Source organism: Streptomyces sp. NPDC047061 (assembly GCF_040643955.1).
Classification (GTDB): Bacteria; Actinomycetota; Actinomycetes; order Streptomycetales; family Streptomycetaceae; genus Streptomyces.
In genome coordinates, this window is sequence record NZ_JBEYVI010000013.1 from 65,487 (window position 1) to 91,458 (window position 25,972).

Below are 25,972 nucleotides of genomic sequence, written 5' to 3' on the forward strand. Positions count from 1 at the left end.
CAGCCACAGCCACAGCCACAGCCACAGCCACAGCCACAGCCACAGCCACAGCCACAGCCACAGCCACCAACGACCGGCCGGCCGCTGGAGGAACGCGGGACCGCAGTCTCCTCTACTTCTCCGTCACGCCCGCCGAGTCGAACGTCGCCACCTCGTGCATGGCCCTTGCCGTGCTCTGGACCAGCGGAAGCGCGAGCAGGGCGCCCGTGCCCTCCCCCAGGCGCAGATCGAGGTCGACCAGGGGGCGCAGGCCCAGCTTGTTCAGGGCTGCGACGTGGCCCGGTTCCGCGCTGCGGTGGCCCGCGATGCATGCGGCGAGGACCTCGGGGGCGATCGCGCGGGCCACCAGGGCGGCGGCACCGGCGCTGACGCCGTCCAGGATCACCGGCGTGCGCAGGGACGCGCCGCCCAGCAACAGGCCCACCATCGCCGCGTGTTCGAAGCCACCGATCGCGGCCAGGACGCCGATCGGGTCGGCCGGGTCCGGCTGGTGGAGTTCCAGGGCGCGGCGGACCACCTCGGTCTTGCGGGCGAGGGTCTCGTCGTTGATGCCGGTGCCGCGGCCGGTGACCTCGGCGGGGTCGGCGCCCGTGAAGACGGAGATCAGGGCCGCGGACGCGGTCGTGTTCGCGATGCCCATCTCGCCGGTGAGGAGCGCCTTGTTGCCCGCGGCCACCAGGTCCCTGGCCGTCTCGATGCCCACCTCGATGGCCTGCTTGGCCTCCTCGCGGGTCATCGCGGGGCCGGTCGTCATGTCGGACGTGCCGGCCCGGACCTTGCGCGGGAGGAGACCCGGCGTGGCGGGCAGCTCGGTCGCGACGCCGACGTCGACCACGCACACCTCTGCGCCCACCTGGCCGGCGAACGCGTTGCAGACCGCTCCCCCGCCGAGGAAGTTGGCCACCATCTGGGCGGTGACCTCCTGCGGCCACGGCGTGACGCCCTGGGCGTGCACCCCGTGGTCGCCGGCGAAGATCGCGACGGCCGCGGGCTCCGGGATCGGCGGCGGGCACTGCCGGGACAGGCCGGACAGCTGGGCGGAGATGATCTCCAGCATGCCGAGCGCACCGGCCGGCTTGGTCATCCGCTTCTGTCGCTCCCAGGCCTCGCCGAGCGCCTTGGCGTCCAGCGGGCGGACGCTGGCGACGGTCTCGGCGAGCAGGTCGTGCGGGTCCTCGCCGGGCAGCGCGCGGCGGCCGTACGTCTCCTCGTGGACCACCCAGGACAGCGGGCGGCGCTTGGACCAGCCGGCCTGCATCAGCTCGGGCTCGTCCGGGAACTCGTCGACGTAGCCGACGCACAGGTAGGCGATGACCTCCAGGTGCTCGGGCAGGCCGAGGGCGCGGACCATCTCGCGCTCGTCGAAGAAGCTGACCCAGCCGACGCCGAGGCCCTCGGCGCGGGCGGCGAGCCAGAGGTTCTCGACGGCGAGGGCGGCGGAGTAGGGCGCCATCTGCGGCTGGGTGTGCCGGCCGAGGGTGTGGCGGCCGCCGCGGGTCGGGTCGGCGGTGACGACGATGTTCACCGGGGTGTCGAGGATGGCCTCGATCTTCAGTTCCTTGAACTGCTTCGCGCGGCCCTTGGGGAGGGACTTGGCGTAGGCGTCGCGCTGGCGCATGGCCAGTTCGTGCATCGAGCGGCGGGTGTCGGCCGAGCGGATGACGACGAAGTCCCAGGGCTGGGAGTGGCCGACGGACGGCGCGGTGTGGGCGGCCTCCAGGACGCGCAGCAGCACCTCGTGCGGGATGGGGTCGCTGCGGAAGCCGTTGCGGATGTCACGGCGTTCGCGCATGACCTTGAGGACGGCCTCGCGCTCGGCGTCGTCGTAGGCGGGCGCGGCCGGGCCGGTGGACTGACGTGCTTCTGCCACGGGGGCCGTGCTCTCTTCCTGGTCGGCGACCCTGGTGTCCAGGTCCTCCGCTTGCTGTACGACATCGGGGTGCTCCGGCAGCGGAGCGGGTTCGGCCTCGCGGGGCGCGGGGACCGTCACGGCCTGCTCGGGCGGCGACTCGCCGCCCTGGTCCTGCGCGGGGAGGATCAGCGGGTGGGGCGGGGTGGGGGCGAGGTGCGGGGTGGTCGGCACCTGGCCGTCGACGGGGACGAACTCGCCCAGCGTCTGCTCCGGTGCCGGTTCCGCCGGGACCGCGGCGGCCAGGGGCTCCGGGGCCGCCGGGGTCTCCTCGGTGGCGGGCGCGGGGCCCTGGGTCTGCGGGCCGGCGAGGGGGATCCCGACCGGCTGGGCGGGCCGCGCCTCGGGGATCTCGGCCGACGGTACGACGGCGGCCACGGGGACCTCGGCCGGGGCCGACGGGGCGACCCGTCCGGCTTCCGGGGCGGCCGACGCGAGGGGCTCCGGCGTCCCGAGCGGCTGCGGGGCCTCGGCGACGACGGCGGCGGCGAGGGCGGATGCGGGGGCTGCCGGGGCGGGCTCCTCGACGGCAGCCTCCTCCGGCTCCACCGGCACGGACGGCGCGGCGGCCACCGGCTGGGCGGGCTCGGCCACGACCGCCTCCGGGGCCGGGACGGACTCGGGCACGACGGCTTCCAGTACGACGGCTTCCGGCGCGACGGCTTCCGGCGTCGGCCCGGGCTCGGGGGCCACGGTCTCCGTGACCTGCTCGGCCACGGCCGGTGCCACAGGCTGCTGCTCCGGCACCTCCGCCTGCACGGCCTGCTCCGGCTCGGTCACCACGGCCTCGGCGGGCATCTCCGTGACCGCCACCGGCTCCGCGAACTGCAGACCGGCCGCCTCCGGCGCAGGTGCGGTCTCGGGCCCGGCAGGCCCACCAGGTGCCGTGTCGGTACGGGGAGCCGGTACCGCCTCCGGAATCACCACGGCCGCCGGAACCGCCTGCATCGGCACCTCGTCCGGCCCCTGCGGAGTCTGTGACGCCTCCGGGAACTGCGGAGCCTGTGGTGCCTGCGGTGCCGGAGCGGCCTCCGGCACCTGCGCGACGTGCGGCGCCACCGGCTCGGATCCCAGGTGGCCCGCCGGTTCGGCCATCGGCACCGGAACGCCTCCGGCCGCCGGCTGGGCCGCGCCCTGCGGTCCGTACGCGTTCTCCGGCTGCACGCCGAGACCCATGGCCGTCGGCTGCGGATCGGTCGCGAGGCCCGTGGCCACCGCCGCCGTGGCGAGCCGGGCGACGGCCGCCTGGGCGGCCCCGGACGGATCGGGAGCGTGGAGCTCGTGGGCGACCGCGGACTGCTGCTCCGACACAGCGGCAGCGGCAGCGACGGCGGGAGCCGCAACGGCAACCGTCTCCGAAGCCGGAACAACCGTTTCGGCAGCCGGCCCCTGCGCGGCGACCTGGGCCACCGGAGACACCTGCGGCACGGGCTGCGGCACCGTCTGCGGCGCACCCCAGGGCGCGGCGGACTGCGGTACGGCCTCGCGCAGCGGCTGACCGTCGAGGTACTCGGGAGCGGCCGCCGGCAGGCCCGGCTGCCGTACCGGCGCGCCGGCCGGGCCGCGGTCGGCGAGGGAGCGGACCGGGCTGGTGGAGGCGTCGGGGATCGGCGGGCCGAGGTGCAGCGGGCGGCGCGGGGCCGGGGCGGCCGCCGGGTCGTGCGGCACGGAGAGGATCGGGGACGCCGGAACCGAGCTGGGCAGCCGGACGGCGGTGAGGTCGACCGAGCCGCTGTCCCGGCCGCCCGTCTCGTGCGGGCCGGGCTCGTGGACGGTCTCGACGACCGGCTCCGGGGCCGGCGGCGGCACCTCGTTGCCCCAGGCCCCCTGGGCGCCGGGGAGCAGCAGGTCTTCGTCCTCGGCAGGCGACTCGGAGAGGTAGGTGTACGCGCCGTGCGCGGGAACGCCCGGCTGTTCCACCATGCCTGCGCTCTCCGGCAGTCCCTCGCCCGGGACCTGGCCGGTGTCCGTCATGCGTACCCCTCGCCCATCGGTTAGTGCCTTCTACGACCAGCTCACCCGGGACGGCGCACCGACCGTCCCGCAGTGAAGAACGAGCGTGCGTGCCCAGCGGCACGAACGACCCGCCGGAAAAGGCGACAAAGCCATTCAGTGGCATTGTCCCGGCCGTTCGACCGTCGCGACAGCGTGATCCGCGACAGCCCGCTGTGGACTGCGCCACGTTGCGCGTCCCCGGTTCTGCCGTACCACACCCGCCCCAAAAGGGGCGCGTTTTCCGGACATTGACGAACGAACTTCCGGGCCACCGGTGCAGTGCAGCGATCGGCCAGCCTACCGCGCGCAGTATGACAACAGGATCACGGGGCGCGCGCGGGCAGAACACCGCTGAGCAGGAACGCGACGTTCCGTTCGGTCTCCGTCCAGGCCCTGGTGTCGAGTTCGACGGACTGCAGCAGGGCGCACTCGACCTGGTATCCGTGCTCGGTCAGGTCGCGGCCGACGAGTTCGGCGGCGTCCCGGGTGGCGGCGTGCGTGACGATGCGCTGCGGCCTGCGGTCGGCGACCGCGTTGACCACCGCCGCTCCGCCGCCTCCGACCCGGACCACGTCGGGCTCCGGCAGGTTCTCCAGCACGTGCGGGGCGCTGCCGTGCACGATCTGGAGCTGGACCCCGAACCGGCGGGCGGCCGCCTCGCTGCGGACGCAGGCCGCGAGGTCCCGGTCGACGGCGATGACGGCGGCGCCGGCGCGCCCGGCCTCGGTGGCGAACGCGCCGCTGCCGCAGCCGATGTCCCAGACCAGGTCGCCCACCCGGGGCCCCAGCCGGGCGAGTTGGGCGGCCCGCAGCAGCTCAGTCTCCCCTTCGCCGAGCGCGGCTCCCTCGCCGTACTCCGCGTCGGGCCGCACCCAGCCGCGCGGGCCGGCCGCCGGGTCCCGGCCGGCGATCCAGCCGCCGCCCTCCCCCACCGCAACCGGTCCGGCCGGTCCGCCGATGACGATGACGACGTTGGGGTCGCGCCAGGAGTGGTCGGCGGCCTTGTCGGAGGTGACGACGGAGACCTGCTCGCGTTCGGTGCCGAGCTCCTCGCAGATGACGAAGGTGCGGTGCACGCCCTCCATGAGCAGGCCGAGTTCGGCCGGTCCGGCGCCGGGTGAGGTGAGGACGGCCACCTTGGTGTGGGCGCGGCACACATTCACCGCGCGTCGCAGGGTGCGCCGGTGTGCCACGACCACCTGTGCGTCGTCCCAGGCCATGCCGGCGCGGGCGAAGGCGGCGGCCACCGAGGAGACGGCGGGGACGACCTCGACCTCCAGGCCGAACTCGGGTGCGCGCAGGGTCCGTACGACGCCGAAGAAGCCGGGGTCGCCGTCGGCGAGCACCACGGCGGTGCCGCGGTGGCCGGTGATGCGGCGGGCGGCGAGGGCGACGCTGCCGAGGCGGATGCGTTCGGCGCGGGGCGGCACCTCGGGGAGCGCCAGATGGTGGGCCGCGCCCGCGACGAGCGTGGCGGCGCCGAGCGCGCCGCGTGCCGCGGCGGTCAGGGGCGAGCCGTCCCAGCCGATCACCGTGACCCGGTCGGCCATCGTCGTCAGTCTCCAGAGTCTTCGCAGGTCGTCAGGGTCGGGGCCCAGGGGTCGGGCTCCGTGAGAGTACCTGGTGGAGTTGTCCGGCGGGTGCCGGGGCGAGCCCCGTCGCCGTCAGTTCCAGGAGGTGAAGCCGTCGCTTCCGGTGAGTTCCTCGCCCGCGCCCTCCAGGTCCTCCGGGAGCAGGCTCCACACGATGTAGTCGGTGCGCAGGTCCGCCCAGGTGCCGTCCTCGGTGCGGACGTGGACTATGCAGGCGTTGCGCAGCACGCCCTCGCTGATACAGCCGATCTTCTGGGCCACCTGCTGGGCGGCGGTGTTGTCGGCGGCGGTGCGCAGCTCGATGCGCTCGAACTTCTGGTCGCCGAACAGCCATTGGGCGGTGGCGAGCGCGGCCTCGGCGGCGTAGCCCTCGCCGCGCGCCCAGGGGGCGATGAGGTACGACAACTCGGCGGACCGGATGCGCCAGTCGGCCTTGGCGAGCCGGATGACGCCGACCAGGCGCTGGGTGAGGAACTCGGTGACCGCGAGGTCGAGGCCCCGGCCGGCGAGCCGCGCGGTCGGCGCGTACTCGGTGATCCAGCGCCGGGCGCTGTCCTCGCCGTACGGCTGGGGGACGCCGGTCCAGGCCCCCACCTGCTCGTCGTTCATCATCTCGGTCAGCGCGGGCACGTCGTCCTCGTCGAGGGGCCGCAGCACCAACCGCTCCGTGCTGATGGAGATGTTGGGGAAGGTGCTAGTCATGCGCCGCTCCGTAACCTTCGGAAACCTTCAGGGCCTGCGAACTGCCCAGCATGCAGCATGAAACCACCGAACCGCACGACGGGGTCCACCCGTGGTGAGCGAGTGGACCCCGTGCGTGGCGATACGCCGTATACGTGCCGCCGGAAGGGCGGGACGGCTCAGAAGGACGGAATGACCGAGCCCTGGTACTTGTCCTCGATGAACTTCTTGACCTCGGGCGAGGTGAGGAGCTTCGCGAGCTTCTTGACCCGCGGGTCCTTCTCGTTGCCCTTCTTCACCGCGAGGAAGTTGCCGTACGGGCTGTTCTTCGCGGACTCCAGGACGAGGGCGTCCTTGGCGGGCTTGATGCCGGCCGAGATGGCGTAGTTGCCGTTGATCACCGCGGCGTCCACGTCGTCCAGGGAGCGCGCGGTCTGGGCCGCCTCGACCTCCTTGAACTGGAGGTTCTTCGGGTTCTTCGCGATGTCCTGCGGGGTCGCCTCGCTGCCGGCGCCGTCCTTGAGGGTGATGAGCCCGTTGGCGGCGAGCAGCTTGAGGGCGCGGGCCTCGTTCACGGCGTCGTTGGGGACGGCGACGGTCGCGCCGCTCTTCAGCGCGTCGACGCTCTTGACCTTGTGGGAGTAGAGGCCGAGCGGCTCCAGGTGCACCGTGACGACGGGCACGATGTGGGTGCCGCGCTTCTTGTTGAAGTCGTCGAGGTACGGCTGGTTCTGGAAGTAGTTGGCGTCCACCGAGCCGTCCTCGGTCGCCGTGTTCGGCGTGATGTAGTCGGTGAACTCCTTGACCTGCAGGTCGAGTCCGGCCTTCTGCGCCAGGTTGTCCTTGATGTAGTCGAGGATCTCGGCGTGCGGGGTCGGGCTCGCGGCGACGACCAGCGGTCCGCTGTAGTCGGAGGAGCCGGAGGCGGAGTCCTTGTCCGAGCCGCAGGCGGTGAGCCCGAAGGTGAGGGCTCCGGCGGCGAGGACGGCGGCGGTGAGCTTTACGGTGTTACGCACGAAAAGTGCCTTTCCTTAAGGGTGGAGCAGCCCCGCGGTGGGTGGTGCGGGGAGTTCTGGGGAGGGTGGTTCAGACGGTCTCGCCGGTCGCGGCGGACGCTTTGAGCAGCCGCAGCTTCGGCACCGGTCCTGACCGGCCGCCGCGGCGGTGCAGCGAGCGGGCCGCGTAGTCGCCGGCGAACTGGATGACCGAGATGACGACGGCGAGGATCGCGACGGTGATCCACATCAGTTCGGTCTCGAACCGCTGGTAGCCGTAGCGGATGGCGATGTCGCCGAGGCCGCCGGCGCCGACCGTGCCGGCCATGGCGGAGTAGCCGATGAGGGCGACGATCGTGGTCGTGGTGGAGGAGATGAGCGAGGGCAGCGACTCCGGTACGAGGACCTTGCGGACCACGGTCCAGGTGTTGCCGCCCATCGACTGCACGGCCTCCACGAGCCCGCCGTCCACTTCGCGGACAGCCGTCTCGACGAGGCGGGCGAAGAAGGGGATGGCGCCGATCGCGAGCGGCACGATGGCGGCCTCGCGGCCGATGGTCGTGCCGGTGATCCAGCGGGTGAAGTTCATCAGCGCGACCATCAGGATGATGAACGGCATCGAGCGGGCGACGTTCACGACCTGCCCGATGACCTTGTTGGCCAGCACGTTCTGGAGCAGGCCGCCCCGGTCGGTGAGGACGAGCAGGACGCCGAGCGGAAGGCCGCCGACGACGGCGATCAGCGTGGACCAGCCGACCATGTAGAGCGTGTCCCAACACGCCTGGGACAGCAGCGGCTGCATCGCAGACCAATCAGTCCAGGTCACCGGGCACCGTCCTTCACCAGCAGGGCCTCCTGGCCCACTACGTCGATCTGCAGGCCCTGTTCGCGCAGGAAACCGATGGGCACCACGTTGTCCTCGTAACGGCCGGGCAGTTCGATGCGCATCCGGCCGACCTGGAGGCCGCCGACGGTGTCGATGGCGGCACCGAGGATCGAGATGTCGATGTTGTAGGTGCGCGACAGCTGGGAGATGACCGGCTGGGTCGCGGCCTCGCCGTGGAAGGTGACGTCGAGGACGGTGCGGTCGTCGCCGGAGGCCTCGCCGCCGACCGGGAAGAGCGCGGCGGCCAGTTCGGAGCCCGGGGTCGCGAGCAGCTCGCTGACGGTGCCGGACTCGACGATGCGGCCGTTCTCCATCAAAGCGGCCGAGTCGCAGATCGTCTTCACGACGTCCATCTCGTGCGTGATGAGCAGGACGGTCAGGCCCAGCTGCCGGTTCAGGTCGCGCAGCAGCTGGAGGATGGAGCGGGTGGTCTCCGGGTCGAGAGCGCTGGTGGCCTCGTCGGAGAGCAGCACCTTCGGGTCGCCGGCCAGGGCGCGGGCGATGCCGACGCGCTGCTTCTGACCGCCGGAGAGCTGGGCCGGGTAGGCCTTCGCCTTGTCGGCGAGCCCGACGAGGTCGAGCAGCTCAAGTGCCTTGCGGGAACGTTCCTTCCCCGACGTGCCGAGGATTTCCAGCGGCAGCTCGACGTTGTCCTGGACGGTCCGGGTGGACAGCAGGTTGAAGTGCTGGAAGACCATGCCGATACGGCTGCGCGCCTGCCGCAGCTCCTTGCAGGCCCGCGGTCCGCGCCCGGCGAAGGCGGTGAGGTCCCGGCCGTCGACGGTCACGGTGCCGGCGGTGGGGCGTTCGAGGAGGTTGACGCAGCGGATGAGCGAGGACTTGCCGGCGCCGGACTGGCCGATGACGCCGTACACCTCGCCTTCGCGGACGTGCAGATCGACGCCGTCCAGGGCGGTGACCTCGCGGCCGCGCGAGCGGTAGACCTTGGTGAGGCCCGTTGTGGTGATCACGTGGGTTTCCGTCACTGTCGAGTGCGCGGGCGTGGGTGTGCCCGGGCGCACGGGTGCGTTCGTTCAGGGACGCGGCACGGTTCTCGCAGAGGCGCTGAACCGGGGAGAACATGTGCGCGGGGGGGGCGGCTTGCGTCACGCACGCGCGTCGTCGCGTCGTACGGACATGCCACCTGTCTCGCTTCGGGGCGCGAGCTCGGGGGTGGTGCGGGGGCCCTCTAGAAGGCGCACATTCGACACATACAACGAGCACCGGGCGTCATGGTCGCCTCGGTCGCAGGGGTGCGGTCGCTCGTCGTGGTCATGCGAGCAGTAAACCAGACCTACGGTCCTGACAGACCGCCGCTGTCCGCATGCTGGACAGCGGCGGACACCTTTCAGCCGAGGGGCGATATCTCGATGCCGTGGTCCGTGACCAGTGCGGACAAGGCCGAGAGGTCCTTCACCACGAGGTCCGCGTCCAGCTCGTGGGCCTGGTGGGTTGTGGCCAACGCCACGGTGGTCATACCGGCCGCGCGGCCCGCCTGGAGTCCGGCGGGGGCGTCCTCGAAGACCACGCAGTGCGCCGGGTCGACGCCCAGTTGGCGGGCGGCGAGGAGGTAGGGCTCGGGATCGGGCTTGCCACGCGTGATGTCGTCGGCGCAGACCAGCGTCTTCGGCCGGATCCCGACCGCTTCCAGGCGGGCCTCGGCGAGGCGGCGGGTGGCGGAGGTGACAACGGCCCAGCGGTCGGCGGGGAGCGAGTCCAGGAAGGCGGCAGTGCCGGGGAGCAGGTGGACGCCGTCGTTGGGGACGTCCTCCACCTCCAGCTGCTCGACCCGGGCCACCGCCTCCGGCACGAGGGCGGGTGGGAGCAGGTCGGCGACGATGTCCGCGGCGGGCCGTCCGTGCAGTTCGACTCGGGCGAACTCCTCGGTGACGCCGTACTCCGCCGCCCATTGGGTCCAGCAGCGGTCGACGGATGCGAGGGAGGAGACCAGGGTGCCGTCGTTGTCGAACAGGAGGGCTTGTGCGTGGATCGTCTGGAACGTCATGGTCTAGACCCTACGGTGTACGGCAGGGGCGACGGCATCGGGCCGTTTCGGCCGTAATAAGGTCGCCGCATGCTCAATGCCCTGCTGCTGGTGACCGGAGTCGCCGCGCTGCTGCTCGCCGCGTGGTGCGGCTGGGCCGCGTACCGGGACCAGCCGACGAAGGACTGGCACTTCATCGGGATGGCCGTGGTGTCGGTGCTGGCGTTGATCCAGCTGATCGCCGGGATCGTGCTGCTGGCGCGGGGCGAGAAGCCGGACCAGGGGACGACGATCTTCGTCGCCTATCTGCTGGGCGCGTTCGCGTGCGTCCCGGCCGCGGGGTTCATGTCGCTCGCCGAGCGGACGCGGTGGGGTTCCGTGACGGTCGCCGCGGGCGGTGTGGTGCTGGCCGTGCTGGAGGTGCGGCTCTATGACATCTGGGGAGGGTGAGATGACGGCCGTGGAAGAGAGGCCGAAGCGGCTGACCAGTGGGCCGGGGACGCTGCTGGTGTGGTTCTACGGTGTGATGGTCGTCGGGGCCGTGTCGCGATCTGCTTACCAGATCGCGACCGAGTTCGACCGGGCGCCGCTCGCGTACTCGTTGTCCGCCGTTGCCGGGGTGGTGTACGCGTTCATCACGTACACGCTGGTACGGGGCGGCGAGACCGCGCGCAGGGTGGCGCAGGTGTGCTGCGCCGCCGAGCTGGCGGGGGTGTTGATCGTGGGTACGTGGACCCTTGTCGACTCTTCGGCGTTCCCGGACGCGACCGTGTGGTCGGACTACGGGATGGGGTACGTGTTCATTCCTGTGCTGTTGCCGATTTCCGCGTTGTACTGGTTGCGGAAGGGCGCCCAGGAGAGAGCGGCTTGAGGCACGTGCGCGACTGACGGCGCGTGGTGGCTGGTCGCGCCCGCGCGGCGGTAGCCGCAAATCGAACACAGCCCCGCGCCCCTGACGGGGCGCTTCACCCAAGGGGACTAGAAAGTCACGCCGTTGTCGCGTACGTGCTCGCCGGCTTCTCGAGGACGATCATCGGGACGCCGTCTGCGCCCTTTGAGGTGCCTACTGTCTCGTAGCCGACCCTCCTGTACAGCCTGAGGTTGCCCTCGCTGCGGTGGCCGGTGAAGAGGCGGAACTTCTTGGCGCCGCGCTCCTCGGCCAGGGCTCCTTCCGCCGCACGGAGCAGGCGGGCTCCGATGCCGTGGCCCTGGAGGCGGGGGTGGACGCAGAGCTTGCCGATGGCGGCGGCGCCGTCCTCGGTGACCGAGCCGCGGACCGAGCCGACGACCTCCTCGCCGAGGCGGGCGACGAAGACGCAGTCGGTGGCGAGCTCCTGGCGGACCGAGTCGAGGCTCTGGACGAGCGGGTCGATGCGGTAGTTGCCGTACAGCGCCGCCTCGCTCTGGAAGCACAGGTACTGGAGCCTGAAGATCTGCTCTGCATCCTGCTCGGTCGCCACCGAGATGGTCACGCTCATGCCCATGTGCGCACGCCTCCCGCTCACCTGATCGCCTGTCGTTCTCACTCCTATCCCCGCGCTTCGCGAGGCGCAACCTCCGGCGTCAACAATCGGCGCAGACATCCCAGACATCTGGAACGTTCCGGGCCGAGACTGCCCTGTGAGATACCCAACTCCCCCGCGATCTCCCGGTATGTGAGGTCCTTCGGGGAGAGCAGGGCCTGGAGGAGGCGGGGGCAGCGGCCGGGGAGACGGGCCACCGCCTCGCGCAGGGCTCGGTGGCGGGCGGTGGTGAGGACGCGCTGTTCGGGGGTGGGGGTGGAGAGGTCGGCGGGGTCGGTGGCGTAGGGGCGTTCCCGGCGGGCGGTACGGCGGGTGCGGCGGGACTCGGCGCGGACCGCCCGGCGCAGCCAGTCCTCGGGGGCCCGGGGTGGGCCGTGGGTTTCGAGGCGCTCCAGGAGGCGGAGCCAGACGGTCTGCTCCAGGTCGCGGGGGTCGCCTCCGGAGGCACATGCCTCTGCGGCGGCCTCGGCGGTGAGCAGCGGGTGCAGGGCGGCGACCAGGTCGTGCGTCATGTGCGGAACGACGCGGCCGCCCCGGGGCAGGTTGCCGGGGCGGCCGGGAGACACCCCGAACGGGGTGCGGGGGCTCAGCCGTTGACGAAGTCGGCGCGGGCCAGCAGGGCGGTGTCGGCGTTGTCGGTGAAGACGCCGTCGATGCCGGTCTCGAAGTACTTCTGGAAGACGGGGAAGACGTTGCCGTAGGCGTCGGCGGCCGTGCCGTTGCGGTAGGCCGGCGGCAGGAAGGGGTTCTCGTTGCGCATGGTGTAGGGGTGCAGGATCAGCCCCACCTTGTGCGCGTCCGCGACCAGCGTGCTCGGCGTGGTGAAGTTGCCGCCGGCGTCCTTCGGGATGATCAGGTCGACGGTCGGGCCGATGCCCTGCGCGTAACCGGCGATCTCCCGCAGGCCCTTCGGCGTGATCAGGTCGGCGACCGTGCGCGGGTCACCCGTCGCGACGAAGTCGTAGGGCTGCGTGCTCGCGGCGGAGAGCAGCACCACCAGCGGGTTGTCGATCAGCTTGTTGAGGCGCTGGATGCTGGTCGGCTCGAAGGACTGGACGATGACCGGCGAGTTCCGCTTGTCCTTGCCGTACTTGCGCAGCAGCTTGGCGATCCGCTCCTCGACGCCGAGGCCGAGCCTGCGGAAGTAGGTGGGGTGCTTGGCCTCCGGGTAGATCCAGACCTGCTTGCCGCGCTTGCGGGTCTGCTCGTCCTGCCACTTGAGGACTTCCTCGAAGGTGGGGATCTCCCAGCGGCCGTTGTAGATCGTGTTGTGCGGGCGGTTGGCCGGGATGCGCTCGATCGCGCGCAGCGTCTTCAGCTCGGCGAGCGTGAAGTCCTCGGTGAACCAGCCGGTAGTGGGCACGCCGTCCAGCGTCTTGGTGGTCTTGCGGTCGGCGAACTCGGGGTGGTCGGCGACGTTCGTGGTGCCGCCTATCTCCGGCTCGTGGCGGCAGACCAGGTGACCGTCCTTGGTGGGGACGAGGTCGCCGGCCTCGACGATGTCGGCGCCGAGGTCGAGGGCCAGGTTGTAGGAGCCGAAGGTGTGCTCGGGGCGGTAGCCGCTGGTGCCGCGGTGGCCGATGATCGCCGGCTTCGGCAGGCTGCTCAGGCCGCCGTGGCCGGACTGCCTGGCCTCGGCCGCTCTCGCCGCGCCGGGCAGTCCGAGGACCGCGCCGCCCGCGCCGAGCACCGCGGCGCCGAGCAGCGCCCGCCGTCCGGTCGTGCCGTTCGTCTGCGTTCGCTCGTTCGAGTCATGGGTGTTCATGAGCGCTCTCCTGCCTGACCTTCGCCCTTTGATGCCGGCTGATCGTAGGGCTGCGGACGTGACCGAAGGGAGACCGTCGGCCCAACGGCCGGGTGACGTCGTATGGCTGCTGGACGGCGAGTCATGACGGTCCGTCGGCGACTTCCGTCACATCGTCGCGAGCTCGTTACGGCCCGCCCCCGGAGTGTCACCGCAGGTAAACCAGCGTCAACAGTACGTAAGACCTCGGTGAACCGGCCGTACCCGATGTGCGCTTCCCCCGGAGCCGCGAGTAATCTCCTCACCTGCACAGACTCATGCCGCCCCTCGACATCGGAGGACCCGTTGTCCCGCTTCGCGCTCATCAAGGCAGTGCTCGGACCGATCATGCGCCTGATGTTCCGCCCCCAGGTGGAGGGCGTGGAGCACATCCCGGGGGACGGCCCGGTCATCCTCGCCGGCAACCACCTCACCTTCATCGACTCGATGATCCTGCCGCTGGTGAGCAAGCGGCAGGTGTTCTTCATCGGCAAGGACGAGTACGTCACCGGGAAGGGCTTCAAGGGCCGGCTGATGGCCTGGTTCTTCACCGGCGTCGGCATGATCCCGGTGGACCGCGACGGCGCCAGCGGCGGGGTCGCCGCGCTGATGACCGGCAAGCGGGTCCTGGACGAGGGCCGGGTCTTCGGGATCTACCCGGAGGGCACCCGCTCCCCCGACGGCCGGCTCTACCGGGGCCGTACCGGCATCGCGCGGCTGACGCTGATGACCGGCGCGCCGGTGGTGCCGTTCGCGATGATCGGCACGGACAAGCTGCAGCCGGGCGGCGCGGGCATCCCGCGGCCGGGCAAGGTCACCGTCCGGTTCGGCGAGGCCATGGAGTTCTCCCGGTACGAGGGGATGGACCGGGACCGCTACGTGCTGCGGGCCGTGACCGACTCGGTGATGGCCGAGGTGATGCGGCTGTCCGGGCAGGAGTACGTGGACATGTACGCCACGAAGGCGAAGGCCGCCTGACGACGAGCGCCGGCTCACGGTGAGGGCCGGCTGACACTCTTTCGGAGGAAGGGCACGGACCGTGGTCCGTGCCCTTCTGTCTGCCATCTGCCTGACATCCGTCCGGCGTCCGTCCGGCGTCCGCCTGCCGGTGGAATCTGCTCCGACACTTCGGTCATTCGTCCGCATTTACCGCCCATATGAGCACACAGCATGTCTTATTCAGACATGCAGAAACCTTCTCGGCGTACCCTGCTCCGTGCTCCGTTCGCTGCCGCCGGGGCGGGGCTCCTTGCGGCATGTTCCGACTCCGGCTCCGAACCCACTTCCGGCCCCCAGCACACGGCCGGCACCGCGGCGTTCGTCCCGCAGGGGCCCAGGGGGTATGTGAACCCGTCGGACCCAGAGGTGCTCGCGGCCGAGCGGAAGCGCGGGTCCGGCCCCGTCCGCATGATCAAGTTCACGGCTGCCAAGAGCATGCTGGACCTGGGTGGGCGGTCGGTCCACAGCTGGGCGTACAACGAGTCGGTGCCGGGGCCGCTGGTGCGCGTCACCGCCGGTGACGTCCTCAGTCTGACCCTCTCCAACCAGCTGCCCGAGAAGACCACGCTGCACGCCCACGGGGTGCGGCTGCGCTGCGACATGGACGGTGTTCCGGATCTTACCCAGCCTCCCATCGCGCCGGGCACGGACTTCATCTACCGGTTCGTCGCCTCCCACCCGGGCACGTATCTGCTCCACTCGCACGTCGGCATGCAGCCCGACCGGGCCCTCTACGCGCCGTTCGTCGTCGACGACCCGAAGGAGCCGCTCGCCTACGACCAGGAGTGGATCGTCGTCCTGGACGACTGGGTCGACGACATCAGCGGTTCCAACCCCGAGCAGGTGCTCGACCAGCTCAAGCCCGGCGGGTCCATGGGGATGGACATGGGTATGGGCATGGGCCCCGGCCGCGGCAGCCCGAGCCCGCACGGATCGGCGCACGCGCACGCATCGCCGTCCGCGTCACCGTCCAAGTCCAGGTCCAAGAAGCCGACGGGCCCCGACCGGGTGCTGCGCAACTCGCACAGCCAGATGCTGCACGGCGAGGGCGGCAACGTCGCCTACCCGCACTACCTGGCCAACGGGCGGCTGCGCACCGACCCCTCCGTCTTCCGCTGCCGCCCCGGCGACCGCGTCCGGATCCGCATCATCAACGCGGGCTCCGAGACGGCCTTCCGGGTCGCGCTCGGCGGCCACGCCATGACCGTCACCCACACCGACGGCTATCCCGTGCAGCACAAGAAGACCGACGCGCTGCTCGTCGGCATGGCCGAACGGTACGACGTCCTCGTCACCGCCAAGGACGGCGTCTTCCCGCTCGTCGCGCTCGCCGAGGGCAAGAAGGGCAAGGCGCTCGCGATCCTCCGCACCGACAAGGGGAGAAACCTTCCCGCGCCGGATGTCCGCCCTGCCGAACTGGACCGCGAGATCGTGCCCGCGCGGCGCCTGCTGCCGGCCGAGTCCGTCGCCATGGACGACCGGGTTCCCGACCGCGACCTGCGGATCAGGATCACGGGGACGATGCAGAAGTACGACTGGGGGTTCGACCACAAGACGTACGACGTGCGGGAACGGCATGCGGTGCGGGCCGGTGAGCGGGTGCGGCTGACGCTGATCAACGCGACCGACATGTGGCACCCGATGCATCTGCACGGGCACACCTTCTCGGTCGGCGGGATCAGCTCGGAGGGGGCGCGCAAGGACACGACGATCGTGCTGCCGCACCGCAAGCTGGTGCTCGACTTCGATGCCGACAATCCGGGGCTGTGGATGCTGCACTGTCACAACCAGTACCACTCGGAGAGCGGGATGATGACGGTGCTCGGTTATCAGAAGTGAGGAGTGGGGGCTTCGGTGGTTTTGGAGCGCGGGCGCGTCGTGGTTTCTCGCGCAGTTCCCCGCGCCCCTGGGAAGTTGCGCCTACCCGGCGTCTTCCAGCTTCTGGTTCTTGAGCAGGAACCACGCCGCCACCGCCGTCGCCAGCAGGACCGCGGCGCCTGCTCCCGAGGCCAGGTGGAGGCCCTGGGTGAAGGAGTCGCGGGCCGCTGTCAGCATCGCGGTCGCCGTGGGGGCCGGCAGGGTGGTCGATGCCTCGACCGCCGCGCCCAGCGATTCGCGGGCGGCGGCCGGGGTGCCCGGCGGGGCCGCGAAGCCCCGGTAGACGCCCGTCACGATCGAGCCGAGCAGAGCGATGCCGAGCGCCGCGCCCAGTTCGTACGCCGTCTCGGAGACCGCCGAGGCGGCACCCGCCTGGTCCTTGGGGACGCTGGAGAGGATGACGTCCGCCGTGACCGTGAAGGAGAAGCCCGCTCCGGCGCCGACCACCAGCAGGGCGGCGCCCAGGATCGGGTAGCCGGTGGACTGCGCGAGGGTGGTCAGGGCCGCGAGGGCCACGCCGACGGCCGCGAGACCGCCGGAGACCACCGCCCGTACCGAGTGGCGGCGGGCCGCCCGGCCGGCCACCAGGCCCGCCGCCACCGCGCCGACCGCGGCCGGGAGTTCGGCGAGGCCCGCCTCGAACGGGCGTCTGCCCTGGACCAGTTGCAGGTACTGGGAGAGGAAGAACACCAGGCCCGACATGCCGAGCACGGTCAGCAGGTCGGCCAGGACCGCGCCGCTGAAGCCGCGGTTGCGGAACAGCCGCATGTCCAGCAGGGGCTTGGGCATGGTGAGCTGACGGTGGACGAAGCCGTAGAGGGCCGCGGTGCCGAGCAGGGCGGTGGTCGCGGTCACTCCGGTGAGGCCATGGGTGGCGGCCTCCTTCACCGCGTACACGACAGCGATCATGCCGACCAGTGACAGGACGACGCTGATCAGGTCCCACGGGCCGGGAGCTGGGTTACGGGACTCGGGGAGCGTCCGGCTGCCGACGAGGACCAGGACCACCATCACCGGCAGGTTGATCAGGAAGACCGAGCCCCACCAGAAGTGCTCCAGCAGGAAGCCGCCCACGATCGGGCCGACGGCCGTGCCGGCCGAGGCCGCCGCGCCCCAGATGCCGACGGCGAGGCTGCGCTCGCGCGGGTCGTGGAAGAGGTTGCGGATCAGGGCGAGGGTGGCCGGCATCAGGGTCGCGCCCGCGACGCCCAGCAGGGCGCGGGCCGCGATCAGCATCCCGGGGGTCGTCGCGTACGCGTTCAGGACGGATATCGCGCCGAACGCCGTCGCGCCGACGAGCAGGATCCGCTTGCGGCCGATGCGGTCGCCGAGGCTGCCCATGGAGACCAGCAGGCCGGCGATGACGAACGAGTAGACGTCGCCGATCCAGAGCAGCTGGGTGCCGGAGGGGTTGAGGTCTTCGCTGATGTAGGGGGTCGCGAGACCGAGGACGGTCGCGTCGACGGCCACCAGCAGCACGGCGAGCACGAGGGCGGAGAGCGCGAGCCAGCGGCCCGGACGCCTCTCCTCCGCCTCCGCGACGCGCGCCGGCTGCAGGGTGCTGGTCATGATTCCTCTCTTCGTCGTGCGCCGCCGAGCAACAGCTCGACGATCATGTGGGTGAAGTCCTTGCGGGCGACGCGGCCTTCCGAGACCGCCCAGGCGGCGGAGGCCAGCAGGCCGTACAGCGCCTCGGTGAGCCAGGCGGGCGCGAGGTCGATACGGAACTCACCGGTCTGCTGACCGCGCCGGAAGAGGGCCGCGATGCGGTCGTCGATCCGGGTCCAGCCCTGGTTCTGGCCCTCGCCCTCGAACAGCTGGTTCTCTGTGTAGAGGAAGGCGAGCAGGCCGGCGGCCGGTTCGATCTCGCGGACCAGGCGGTGTACGGCGTCGGCCGCGGGGCCCTCGTCCAGGCGGGCCGCGTCCAGGGCCGCCTCGCACTCCTCGATGCCGAGCGCCTCCAGCGCACGGACCAGCGCGTCCCGCCCGGCGAAGTGCCGGTGCAGGGTGGCCCGGCTGATCCCGGCGGCCTTGGCGACCTCGTCCATGGTCGCGGTGGATTTGCGGGTCAGCAGGGCGGCTGCACTGCGCAGGACGTGGTCGCGATCGAGGGCCATGAGACAAGAGTAGCCCATGTGAGACATTGTTGTCTCATTATTGGCATGCGTGTATCGCAGTGGGACGGCTCAGAGGCCGGGTCAGTGCCAGGCCAGGCTGCCGCGCCGCTCCCAGTAGGTGCGCGGGTCCTCGGTCACGGCGGCGAGCCGGGTCAGCTGGTCCGCGTCGAGGTCGACCACGGCCGCGTGGAGGTTGGAGGCGAGCTGGGGGACCGTGGCCGCACCGGAGAGGACGACGCCGGCCCAGGGCTGCCGGAGTGCGACCGCGAGGGCGACGGCGTCGCAGCCCAGGCCGGTCTCCTCGGCCACGGCCCGCACGGCGTCGGGCGCGTGCGGAGCAGCCAGGCGGCCGTTGGCCATGCCCTCCTTCACGATCACCGTCAGCCCGGCGTCGTGGGCCTCGGCGAGAGCCGGTCCCGCCGAGGTCTCCAGAACGTTGTACGTCGACTGGACGGTACGGAAGAGGGGCTCGCCGTCGACCGTGACGGCCAAGGCCGCGCGGACGGCGTCCGCCTGGGCGGGGCCGCTGGTGGAGAAGCCGATGGTGAGGCCGGTGGCCGCGGCCTCGGCGAGGCGGGCGTGGAGTTCCTTGTCGGTGAGGGCGGGGCTGTCCGGGGTCACCGAGTGGATCTGGTAGAGGTCGAGGCGGTCGCCGAGGAGTTCGGCGGTCTCGGCGCGCTGACGGTCGTAGGTCTGGACGCTGTGGTCCTTGACCTCATGCGTCTCGGCGTCCGCCGACCAGCCGGCCGTGTACGTGTAGCCCCACTTGCTGCCGACGACGACGTCGGTGACGCCGGGCCGGGCGGTCAGCCAGTCGGCGAGGAACTCCTCGGAACGGCCGTAGGAGCGGGCCACGTCGAAGTAGCGGACGCCCTGGGCGTAGGCGGCGTCGAGGAGTTCGTGCGTGCGGGTGCGGAGGGCGTCGACGCTGCGGTCCTCGCCGAGGTCGGCCTCGCGGCCGAGGTTGATGTAGCCGGGGCGGCCGACCGCGGCGAGGCCGAGGCCGATGTGCGCGGTGGGCGTGGTCACGGTGGCCAGGCGGCTGAACGGCATGGGGGCTCCCGGCACGGTCGGCGAAGGGGATCCCACCCCAGGAGCGGGATCTCGCACCAATCTACCCAGCCCCGCGGGGTTCGGCCCCGCGCCGGGAGCCGCCGTCGCACGTCACGCCCGCACCGATTTCACTCCGGCGGTCCCGACTCGAAAGCGTTCACCATGGGGAGGCACTCACCATGTCTGTGATCTTCTTCGACATCGGCGAGACCCTTGCGGATCCCCAGGCGGACCCCGACGGCTCGCTGAGACTGCAACCTCTGCCCCGTGTCATCGCCGTGCTCGACGCCCTCGGCGAGGTACGCATGGGCATCATCTCCAACCCCGGTTCGGGCGACGGTGCCGTAGCGCGGGCAGCGGGCGCGTTGGCGCAGGCGTTCCCCGGCCGTTTCACGGACGAGGCCCTGGTGCACTGGGGCGTCAAGGACAGCCGGGAGATCTTCGACCGGGCGGTCGCGAGCACGGGGGGTGCGACAGCCGACGACTGTGTCTTCGTGGGCGAGAACGTCCGGGAGCGCGCGTTCGCCCGGGAGGCGGGGATGCGTACCGCGACGCACCCGGTGTTCACCGTGGCCGCGATGGAGAACCGTCCGGTGTTCCGGGTGCGGATCGAGTTGCCGGACGGCACGGACCAGTCGGCGCTGACCGCGGCCATGAGCAGCACCGAGGCCGTTCCCGTGCGGGTCGTCTCGCAGCGGATCGTGGTGGCCACGGCGACCACGCGGGGCACCGAAGCGCTCGAGCGCGCCGGTTTCACGGTGGACGTGCAGGGAGGGGTGGAGGAGCTGGCGGAGGCCGAGAAGTTCGCCGGCGACCTGCTGGCCCGCGGCGAGGCGGTCTTCGAGGGCGAGCAGCCGACACCCGGGACGACGCATGTGGTCACACGCGAGGACGACGGACGGCTCACCGTCCGTCGCCTGCGTTTTGTCCGGTGAACGCGGTCCGAGGACTCAGTCGAAGCACCGCCGGACCAGGGCCAGGCCCTCGCCGGTCGTGCTGCGCGTGATCTCGTGCGTCTTGAGCCGGGAGGGGCTGTCGTCGGCGAACGACGTGGCGGAGCGGTGGTCTTCGGGCACGTGGACCCGGCCGCGGCGGAAGAGGTCCTCGAGGTACGAGGTCGCGACGCGCTCGGGGTCGGAGGGCCGCACCGAGCCGCCGGCGGGGTCGGAGCCCGCGACACCGAAACGCCGCTCCTGCGCCGGGGCGGCGAGGGTGAGCGGCTGGGTGACGCCGTACGTCGCCCCCTGGACCGTGACGGGCGTCAGACCCTCGTCGTCTCCACCGCCCGGCGTCGCCTCGGCGATTCCGGCGCCTCGGCGTGCCACCTCCGGCTCGGTGACGGATGCGGCGGCCTCCAGGGAGAGGATGCCGTGCCGGATGAACGCCGAGCGCAGGGACTGGCCGTACAGGCCGCCGTTGCGGCGATGGTCCGCGGCGATCATGTGAGCCGCGACCTGCGCGTAGTAGGCGGACACCACGGGTGCGGCGACGACCGCGTCCACCAGCAGCTGTCCCGCGATCTCGGCCGCCCTGCCCAGACCGGCCTGGTCCTGCAGGTCCTGCTGCCGGAAGATTCCCGCAACGATCTTCAGGAACGCGCCGCTGAACACCCGGGAGAACGAGTGCGGCTCGCTGGAGAGCCTGCTCGCGGGTTCGCTGGGCGAGAGCAGCACCGGGTCGCGGTAGAAGAAGTTGTTCGCCAGGTTGCGCAGGCAGTCCGGGTCCACGGCGCTCGGGTGCCCCTGGCGAATCGCCCAGCCCAGCTGCTCGGCCGTCCTGGACACCCGCGAGGACAGTTCGAGGTCGCCCTGCGTCTCGGCGAGTACCGCGGTCCGCAGCGATTCCAGATGGAGAGAGCCCAGCAGGGCGCTGATGTCACCGAACGCCTCGTGCAGGGCGGCCGTCTCCGCGCTCGCCATGTTGAACAACTGGGGGCGCAGGGCGTCGAGGACGGCGTGCCCCTCCTCGTGCTGGACGACCTCGCTGCTCTCGCACGCGGCGACGTTGACGCCCGCCACCACCCGGCGGAAGAACCAGAGGCCCTTGCGGTCGTAGAAGGCGTTCAGGTCGTCGCCCGCGTCGAGGTGCGCCGTGAGAGCGCGTCCGACCTGCGGATGCCACTTCGTTCCGGTCGGCACCAGCGGACCCCAGGTCTGGCCGGCCCGGCTGAGCGAGTCCGCCGCGACCCAGTAGCGAAACGCCTCGGTGCCGGGCCCGGCACTGTCCGGCTGCGGCGCGGTCGCCGCGATCGCCGTCGGGAAGGGCTGGGTGTCCAGATGGGGGACGGGATGCGGTACGGGCATGTTGATGTGCAGGGGATCTCCACCGGGATCGCCCTCGAACACCAGGACCGTCGGCATGGTCGCTTGTTGTGGCTGCACCGTCATGGCGGCTCCATGGAGGGGTGGGATGGGGGGGTGACGGAGTACATCAAAGAGGCATATTTGCCCGCAAATGGCTCCTGACTCAGTACGAGGCCCTGATAGCCCGGTGTCAATTCGAACAGGTGGGGGGGAGATGCCCGGGAGGGGCATCGGCGGCGGTCGGGCCGGCCGTCCCTCCTGGCCCGCGCCCGGTACACACAGGCCGCCGATCCGGGCGAGGCCGGCGGCCAGACGGGGGACGGGGGCCCGGCTTCCGGGGCGCATGGGGGTTCTCTCGGTCCCGCCGGGTTCTCCGGGCCTCCGGGTTCTCCGGTCGGAGCCGGGTCTCTGTCACCGGACAGCGTGAAGGGCCCGGACAGACGACCTGTCCGGGCCCTTCACGATGCGCTGGGCTAGGCCGTCCTGGCCGCCGCCCAGGCGTGCTGTGCCGCCACGTCCGCCTTGACCTCCGCCAGCTGGACCGCCACCGCGCTCGGGGCCGTGCCGCCCCTGCCGTTGCGGGAGGCGAGGGCGCCCGGGACGTTGAGGACCGTCCGCACCTCGGGGGTCAGGTGGGCGGAGATCTTCGCGAACTGGTCGTCGGTCAGCTCGTCGAGTTCCTTGTTCTCGGCCTCCGCCGCCTTGACGCACTCGCCGGCCACCTCGTGGGCGACGCGGAACGGTACGCCCTGCTTGACCAGCCACTCGGCGATGTCGGTGGCGAGGGAGAAGCCGGCCGGGGCCAGTTCCTCCATGCGCTCGCGGTTGACGGTGAGGGTGGCCATCATGCCGGTGAAGGCGGGGAGCAGGACCTCCAGCTGGTCGCAGGAGTCGAAGACCGGCTCCTTGTCCTCCTGGAGGTCGCGGTTGTAGGCGAGCGGGAGGGCCTTGAGGGTGGCCATCAGACCCGTCAGGTTGCCGATCAGCCGGCCGGACTTGCCGCGGGCCAGCTCCGCGATGTCGGGGTTCTTCTTCTGGGGCATGATCGACGAGCCGGTGGAGAACGCGTCGTGCAGGGTCACGAAGGAGAACTCCTTCGTGTTCCAGATGATGACCTCCTCCGCGACCCGGGAGAGGTTGACGCCGATCATCGCGGTGATGAAGGCGAACTCCGCCACGAAGTCGCGGGAGGCCGTGCCGTCGATGGAGTTGGCGACGCTGCCGTGCTCGAAGCCGAGGTCGGCGGCGACCGCCTCCGGGTCCAGGCCGAGGGAGGAGCCGGCGAGAGCGCCGGAGCCGTACGGGGAGACGGCCGTGCGCTCGTCCCACTGGCGCAGCCGCTCGGCGTCCCGGGACAGGGACTGGACGTGGGCCAGCACGTGGTGGGCGAAGAGGACCGGCTGGGCGTGCTGGAGGTGGGTACGGCCGGGCATCGCCACGTCCGGGTGGGCCTCCGCGAGGCCGACGAAGGCGTCCTGGAGGTCGGCGATCAGGCCGCCGATGGTGCGGGCGTGGTCCCGGAGGTACATCCGGAAGAGGGTCGCCACCTGGTCGTTGCGGGAGCGGCCGGCGCGGAGCTTGCCGCCGAGGTCGGGACCGAGGCGTTCGAGGAGGCCGCGCTCCAGGGCGGTGTGGACGTCCTCGTCGGCGATCGTGCCGACGAGGGTGCCCGCGGCGACGTCGGCTTCGAGCTGGTCGAGGCCCTCGATCATGCGGGTCAGTTCGTCCTCGGTGAGCAGGCCCGCCTTGTGCAGCACGCGCGCGTGGGCACGCGAACCGGCGATGTCGTAGGGCGCGAGCCGCCAGTCGAAGTGGACGGACGCGGACAGCTTCGCCAGGGCCTCGGCGGGACCGTCGGCGAAACGGCCGCCCCAGAGCCGGACGTCACCGCTGTTGCTGCTCACTTGCGTTGCTCCTAGAGAGATACGGATGTGGCGCCGCCTCCCCGGCCATGAACGGGGAGGCGGTTGTCACGCTACTCGCCAAGCCAGGTCCCGTCGGGCTACGCCCGCAGTTGACGCTGCGCGGCGATCTTCGACGACAGGCTGTAGATGTCGATGAAGCCCTTGGCCGCGGCCTGGTCGAACGAGTCGCCGGTGTCGTAGGTGGCGAGGTTGAAGTCGTAGAGGGAGGAGTCGGAGCGGCGGCCGGTGACAACCGCCCGGCCGCCGTGCAGGGTCATGCGGATGTCTCCGGTGACGTGCTGGTTGGCCTCGTTGACGAAGCCGTCCAGGGCGCGCTTGAGGGGGGAGAACCACTGGCCGTCGTAGACGAGTTCGCCCCAGCGTTGCTCCACCTGCCGCTTGTAGCGGGCGAGTTCGCGTTCGACGGTGACGTTCTCCAGCTCCTGGTGGGCCGTGATGAGCGCGATCGCGCCCGGGGCCTCGTACACCTCGCGGGACTTGATGCCGACGAGGCGGTCCTCGACCATGTCGATGCGGCCGACGCCCTGGGCGCCCGCGCGCTCGTTGAGCTCCTGGATCGCCTGGAGGACGGTGACGGGCCTGCCGTCGATCGCGACCGGGGCGCCCGCCTCGAAGGTGATGATCACCTCGTCGGCCTCGCGCGGGGTGGCCGGGTTCTGCGTGTACTCGTAGATGTCCTCGATCGGGCCGTTCCAGATGTCTTCCAGGAAGCCGGTCTCGACGGCGCGGCCGAAGACGTTCTGGTCGATGGAGTACGGGGACTTCTTGGTGGTCGCGATCGGCAGGCGCTTCGCCTCGCAGAAGGCGATGGCCCTGTCGCGGGTCATCGCGTAGTCGCGGACCGGTGCGATGCAGGTCAGGTCGGGGGCGAGGGCGACGATGCCGGCCTCGAAGCGGACCTGGTCGTTGCCCTTGCCGGTGCAGCCGTGGGCGACCGTCGTGGCGCCGTGCTTGCGGGCGGCGGCCACCAGGTGCTTGACGATCGCCGGGCGGGAGAGGGCGGAGACCAGCGGGTAGCGGTCCATGTAGAGGGCGTTGGCCCTGATCGCCGGGAGGCAGTACTCGTCGGCGAACTCGTCCCTGGCGTCGGCGACCTCCGCCTCGACCGCACCGCAGGCCAGGGCGCGCTTGCGGATGACGTCCAGGTCCTCGCCGTCCTGGCCGACGTCCACCGCGACGGCGATGACCTCGGCGCCCGTCTCCTCGGCGATCCAGCCGATGGCGACGGAGGTGTCCAGCCCGCCGGAGTAGGCGAGTACGACGCGCTCGGTCATGGGTCCCTCCTCCCGTACATCCACTTGCTATGCATGAGTATGCAGAGCTCTGCATGATTCGTCAATCCGACGGGGTTCGTCGAACAGATGTGAAAAAGGTTTGAACAAACGAAACCGCTTTCTCGTACCCATGCCTGAACGCAGGCGCCGCGTTTGTAAACCCACCTCTGACCCGAGTGAGGCATCCGCATGTCCAGGGCTCTCCCGAAGTACAACAAGCGTCGCGTCGCGTTCATCGGCGGCGCCGCCGCCGTGGCGCTCTCCGGTGCGGTCATCGCTGGTTCGGCCCTCGCCGGTACGCCCGACCAGAGCAGTGGCACGAACAACGCGCGTACCCTCGCCGCCTCGCCCGGCACGATCACCTGCCCGGACGTCGCCTCGAAGCTGCCCGCGATCCCCGCCTCCGCGCAGGCCGAGGTCACCCGCAACCTCACCCTGCTCCAGACGCAGATCGCCGAGGCCAACAAGCGGCTGGTCGACACGGTGGGCCAGGGCGGCCCGAACTTCGTGAACAACGCGATCCTCGGCCCCCTCAAGGACAAGCGGGTGGCGACCATCAACCGGATCGCCACCGCGATCGGCCGTACGGCCGCCAAGCCGACCGGCCTGGACTCGCTGGCGCCGTGCACCCTGAACGCGAGCGGGACGAGCACGAACACGGGCAGCGGTACGGCGACGGGCACCGCCTCGGCCACGCCGACCACGGCCGCGACCCAGCAGCAGTCGACGGGCAGCACCGGCAGCACGAACACGAACACCAGCGCCGTCGGCACGATCACCTGCCCGGACGTCGCCTCGCAGCTGCCGGCCATCCCCGCGTCCGCGCAGGCAGAGGTCACCCGCAACCTCACCCTGCTCCAGACCCAGATCCAGGAGGCCAACACCCGGCTCCAGAACACGGTCGGCCAGGGTGGCCCGAACTTCGTGCAGAACGCGATCCTCGGCCCGCTGGCGGACAAGCGGAAGTCGACCATCGACCGGATCGCCATCGCGATCGGCCGGACCTCGACCAAGCCGACCGGCCTCGACTCCCTGGCCGCCTGCACGCTCGCCAAGTGACGTGACAGGCAGCTGT

The 25,972-nt window shown here is 71.3% G+C and carries 22 protein-coding genes; 6 read left to right on the forward strand and 16 right to left on the reverse strand.

What is annotated here, in order from left to right; all coding sequences use genetic code 11:
* Window positions 1–112: 112 nt before the first annotated feature.
* The 7 genes from cobT to ABZ887_RS20390 all read right to left on the reverse strand — a co-directional run bounded on the left by cobT (window position 113) and on the right by ABZ887_RS20390 (window position 10,063).
* Entirely contained in the window at window positions 113–3,883 is a 3,771-nt protein-coding gene (gene cobT, locus ABZ887_RS20360) for a nicotinate-nucleotide--dimethylbenzimidazole phosphoribosyltransferase (RefSeq protein ID WP_361291223.1), read from the reverse strand.
* Window positions 3,884–4,227: 344 nt separating this feature from the next.
* Entirely contained in the window at window positions 4,228–5,454 is a 1,227-nt protein-coding gene (gene cbiE, locus ABZ887_RS20365; protein ID WP_361291226.1) for a precorrin-6y C5,15-methyltransferase (decarboxylating) subunit CbiE, read from the reverse strand.
* Between the two features lie 114 nt (window positions 5,455–5,568).
* Window positions 5,569–6,198 carry a GNAT family N-acetyltransferase gene (locus ABZ887_RS20370; protein ID WP_361291229.1) on the reverse strand — a complete coding sequence of 210 codons (630 nt, stop codon included), beginning with the start codon at window positions 6,196–6,198 and terminating at the stop codon, window positions 5,569–5,571.
* A gap of 158 nt (window positions 6,199–6,356) precedes the next feature.
* Window positions 6,357–7,193: a MetQ/NlpA family ABC transporter substrate-binding protein gene (locus ABZ887_RS20375; RefSeq protein ID WP_361291232.1), complete on the reverse strand. Its 837-nt coding sequence runs from the start codon at window positions 7,191–7,193 to the stop codon at window positions 6,357–6,359.
* Window positions 7,194–7,263: 70 nt separating this feature from the next.
* Window positions 7,264–7,974 (reverse strand): methionine ABC transporter permease, encoded by a 711-nt coding sequence (locus ABZ887_RS20380; RefSeq protein WP_361291571.1) that lies wholly within the window; start codon window positions 7,972–7,974, stop codon window positions 7,264–7,266.
* 20 nt (window positions 7,975–7,994) lie between these two features.
* The gene (locus ABZ887_RS20385) at window positions 7,995–9,029 is read right to left on the reverse strand and encodes an ATP-binding cassette domain-containing protein (RefSeq protein WP_361291235.1); all 1,035 of its coding nucleotides are present in this window, start codon (window positions 9,027–9,029) and stop codon (window positions 7,995–7,997) included.
* Between the two features lie 377 nt (window positions 9,030–9,406).
* A complete protein-coding gene (locus ABZ887_RS20390; RefSeq protein WP_361291238.1) occupies window positions 9,407–10,063 on the reverse strand; it encodes an HAD family hydrolase in 657 nt (218 codons plus the stop codon).
* A 69-nt stretch (window positions 10,064–10,132) separates the two neighbouring features.
* On the opposite strand from ABZ887_RS20390, the gene ABZ887_RS20395 reads away from it, so the two are divergent.
* Window positions 10,133–10,492 carry a hypothetical protein gene (locus tag ABZ887_RS20395; protein WP_189264692.1) on the forward strand — a complete coding sequence of 120 codons (360 nt, stop codon included), beginning with the start codon at window positions 10,133–10,135 and terminating at the stop codon, window positions 10,490–10,492.
* A gap of 1 nt (window position 10,493) precedes the next feature.
* Window positions 10,494–10,913 carry a hypothetical protein gene (locus tag ABZ887_RS20400; RefSeq protein WP_361291242.1) on the forward strand — a complete coding sequence of 140 codons (420 nt, stop codon included), beginning with the start codon at window positions 10,494–10,496 and terminating at the stop codon, window positions 10,911–10,913.
* Window positions 10,914–11,028: 115 nt separating this feature from the next.
* Here ABZ887_RS20400 and ABZ887_RS20405 read toward each other — a convergent pair whose 3' ends face one another.
* The 3 genes from ABZ887_RS20405 to ABZ887_RS20415 all read right to left on the reverse strand — a co-directional run bounded on the left by ABZ887_RS20405 (window position 11,029) and on the right by ABZ887_RS20415 (window position 13,330).
* Window positions 11,029–11,526 carry a GNAT family N-acetyltransferase gene (locus ABZ887_RS20405; RefSeq protein ID WP_361291245.1) on the reverse strand — a complete coding sequence of 166 codons (498 nt, stop codon included), beginning with the start codon at window positions 11,524–11,526 and terminating at the stop codon, window positions 11,029–11,031.
* 44 nt (window positions 11,527–11,570) lie between these two features.
* Window positions 11,571–12,077 carry a sigma-70 family RNA polymerase sigma factor gene (locus ABZ887_RS20410; RefSeq protein ID WP_361291248.1) on the reverse strand — a complete coding sequence of 169 codons (507 nt, stop codon included), beginning with the start codon at window positions 12,075–12,077 and terminating at the stop codon, window positions 11,571–11,573.
* Between the two features lie 74 nt (window positions 12,078–12,151).
* Window positions 12,152–13,330 carry a glycerophosphodiester phosphodiesterase gene (locus ABZ887_RS20415; RefSeq protein ID WP_361291251.1) on the reverse strand — a complete coding sequence of 393 codons (1,179 nt, stop codon included), beginning with the start codon at window positions 13,328–13,330 and terminating at the stop codon, window positions 12,152–12,154.
* A gap of 324 nt (window positions 13,331–13,654) precedes the next feature.
* On the opposite strand from ABZ887_RS20415, the gene ABZ887_RS20420 reads away from it, so the two are divergent.
* The gene (locus tag ABZ887_RS20420; protein ID WP_189264697.1) at window positions 13,655–14,326 is read left to right on the forward strand and encodes a lysophospholipid acyltransferase family protein; all 672 of its coding nucleotides are present in this window, start codon (window positions 13,655–13,657) and stop codon (window positions 14,324–14,326) included.
* Between the two features lie 207 nt (window positions 14,327–14,533).
* Entirely contained in the window at window positions 14,534–16,186 is a 1,653-nt protein-coding gene (locus tag ABZ887_RS20425) for a multicopper oxidase family protein (protein ID WP_361291254.1), read from the forward strand.
* Window positions 16,187–16,267: 81 nt separating this feature from the next.
* Here the strand turns inward: ABZ887_RS20425 and ABZ887_RS20430 are convergent, their stop codons facing one another.
* The 3 genes from ABZ887_RS20430 to ABZ887_RS20440 all read right to left on the reverse strand — a co-directional run bounded on the left by ABZ887_RS20430 (window position 16,268) and on the right by ABZ887_RS20440 (window position 19,395).
* Window positions 16,268–17,794 (reverse strand): MFS transporter, encoded by a 1,527-nt coding sequence (locus tag ABZ887_RS20430; RefSeq protein WP_361291257.1) that lies wholly within the window; start codon window positions 17,792–17,794, stop codon window positions 16,268–16,270.
* Window positions 17,791–18,342, reverse strand: coding sequence for a helix-turn-helix domain-containing protein (locus tag ABZ887_RS20435; protein WP_361291260.1), 552 nt, complete (start codon window positions 18,340–18,342; stop codon window positions 17,791–17,793). Before ABZ887_RS20435 ends, ABZ887_RS20430 begins: the two co-directional genes overlap by 4 nt.
* A gap of 81 nt (window positions 18,343–18,423) precedes the next feature.
* Window positions 18,424–19,395, reverse strand: a complete 972-nt coding sequence (locus ABZ887_RS20440; RefSeq protein WP_361291263.1) for an aldo/keto reductase — start codon at window positions 19,393–19,395, stop codon at window positions 18,424–18,426.
* Window positions 19,396–19,574: 179 nt separating this feature from the next.
* Between ABZ887_RS20440 and ABZ887_RS20445 the strand changes: the two genes are divergently transcribed.
* On the forward strand, window positions 19,575–20,330 hold the full coding sequence (locus ABZ887_RS20445; protein WP_361291266.1) for an HAD family hydrolase: 756 nt from the start codon (window positions 19,575–19,577) through the stop codon (window positions 20,328–20,330).
* 15 nt (window positions 20,331–20,345) lie between these two features.
* Here the strand turns inward: ABZ887_RS20445 and ABZ887_RS20450 are convergent, their stop codons facing one another.
* The 3 genes from ABZ887_RS20450 to ABZ887_RS20460 form a co-directional block, all read right to left on the reverse strand.
* Window positions 20,346–21,782: a hypothetical protein gene (locus ABZ887_RS20450; protein WP_361291269.1), complete on the reverse strand. Its 1,437-nt coding sequence runs from the start codon at window positions 21,780–21,782 to the stop codon at window positions 20,346–20,348.
* 389 nt (window positions 21,783–22,171) lie between these two features.
* Window positions 22,172–23,602, reverse strand: a complete 1,431-nt coding sequence (gene argH / locus ABZ887_RS20455; protein WP_361291272.1) for an argininosuccinate lyase — start codon at window positions 23,600–23,602, stop codon at window positions 22,172–22,174.
* 98 nt (window positions 23,603–23,700) lie between these two features.
* Complete coding sequence (locus ABZ887_RS20460; protein WP_361291275.1) at window positions 23,701–24,897, reverse strand: argininosuccinate synthase; 1,197 nt, start codon at window positions 24,895–24,897, stop codon at window positions 23,701–23,703.
* 189 nt (window positions 24,898–25,086) lie between these two features.
* Between ABZ887_RS20460 and ABZ887_RS20465 the strand changes: the two genes are divergently transcribed.
* A complete protein-coding gene (locus tag ABZ887_RS20465) occupies window positions 25,087–25,956 on the forward strand; it encodes a hypothetical protein (protein ID WP_361291278.1) in 870 nt (289 codons plus the stop codon).
* Window positions 25,957–25,972: the final 16 nt, after the last annotated feature.

Bases quoted from the DNA above. Each gene is read 5' to 3' on its own strand.
- cobT (WP_361291223.1), bottom strand. From the start codon at position 3,883: ATGACGGACACCGGCCAGGTCCCGGGCGAGGGACTGCCGGAGAGCGCA.
- cbiE (WP_361291226.1), bottom strand. From the start codon at position 5,454: ATGGCCGACCGGGTCACGGTGATCGGCTGGGACGGCTCGCCCCTGACC.
- ABZ887_RS20370 (WP_361291229.1), bottom strand. From the start codon at position 6,198: ATGACTAGCACCTTCCCCAACATCTCCATCAGCACGGAGCGGTTGGTG.
- ABZ887_RS20380 (WP_361291571.1), bottom strand. From the start codon at position 7,974: ATGCAGCCGCTGCTGTCCCAGGCGTGTTGGGACACGCTCTACATGGTC.
- ABZ887_RS20390 (WP_361291238.1), bottom strand. From the start codon at position 10,063: ATGACGTTCCAGACGATCCACGCACAAGCCCTCCTGTTCGACAACGAC.
- ABZ887_RS20395 (WP_189264692.1), top strand. From the start codon at position 10,133: ATGCTCAATGCCCTGCTGCTGGTGACCGGAGTCGCCGCGCTGCTGCTC.
- ABZ887_RS20400 (WP_361291242.1), top strand. From the start codon at position 10,494: ATGACGGCCGTGGAAGAGAGGCCGAAGCGGCTGACCAGTGGGCCGGGG.
- ABZ887_RS20405 (WP_361291245.1), bottom strand. From the start codon at position 11,526: ATGGGCATGAGCGTGACCATCTCGGTGGCGACCGAGCAGGATGCAGAG.
- ABZ887_RS20410 (WP_361291248.1), bottom strand. From the start codon at position 12,077: ATGACGCACGACCTGGTCGCCGCCCTGCACCCGCTGCTCACCGCCGAG.
- ABZ887_RS20415 (WP_361291251.1), bottom strand. From the start codon at position 13,330: ATGAACACCCATGACTCGAACGAGCGAACGCAGACGAACGGCACGACC.
- ABZ887_RS20425 (WP_361291254.1), top strand. From the start codon at position 14,534: ATGCAGAAACCTTCTCGGCGTACCCTGCTCCGTGCTCCGTTCGCTGCC.
- ABZ887_RS20430 (WP_361291257.1), bottom strand. From the start codon at position 17,794: ATGACCAGCACCCTGCAGCCGGCGCGCGTCGCGGAGGCGGAGGAGAGG.
- ABZ887_RS20435 (WP_361291260.1), bottom strand. From the start codon at position 18,342: ATGGCCCTCGATCGCGACCACGTCCTGCGCAGTGCAGCCGCCCTGCTG.
- ABZ887_RS20440 (WP_361291263.1), bottom strand. From the start codon at position 19,395: ATGCCGTTCAGCCGCCTGGCCACCGTGACCACGCCCACCGCGCACATC.
- ABZ887_RS20445 (WP_361291266.1), top strand. From the start codon at position 19,575: ATGTCTGTGATCTTCTTCGACATCGGCGAGACCCTTGCGGATCCCCAG.
- ABZ887_RS20450 (WP_361291269.1), bottom strand. From the start codon at position 21,782: ATGACGGTGCAGCCACAACAAGCGACCATGCCGACGGTCCTGGTGTTC.
- ABZ887_RS20460 (WP_361291275.1), bottom strand. From the start codon at position 24,897: ATGACCGAGCGCGTCGTACTCGCCTACTCCGGCGGGCTGGACACCTCC.
- ABZ887_RS20465 (WP_361291278.1), top strand. From the start codon at position 25,087: ATGTCCAGGGCTCTCCCGAAGTACAACAAGCGTCGCGTCGCGTTCATC.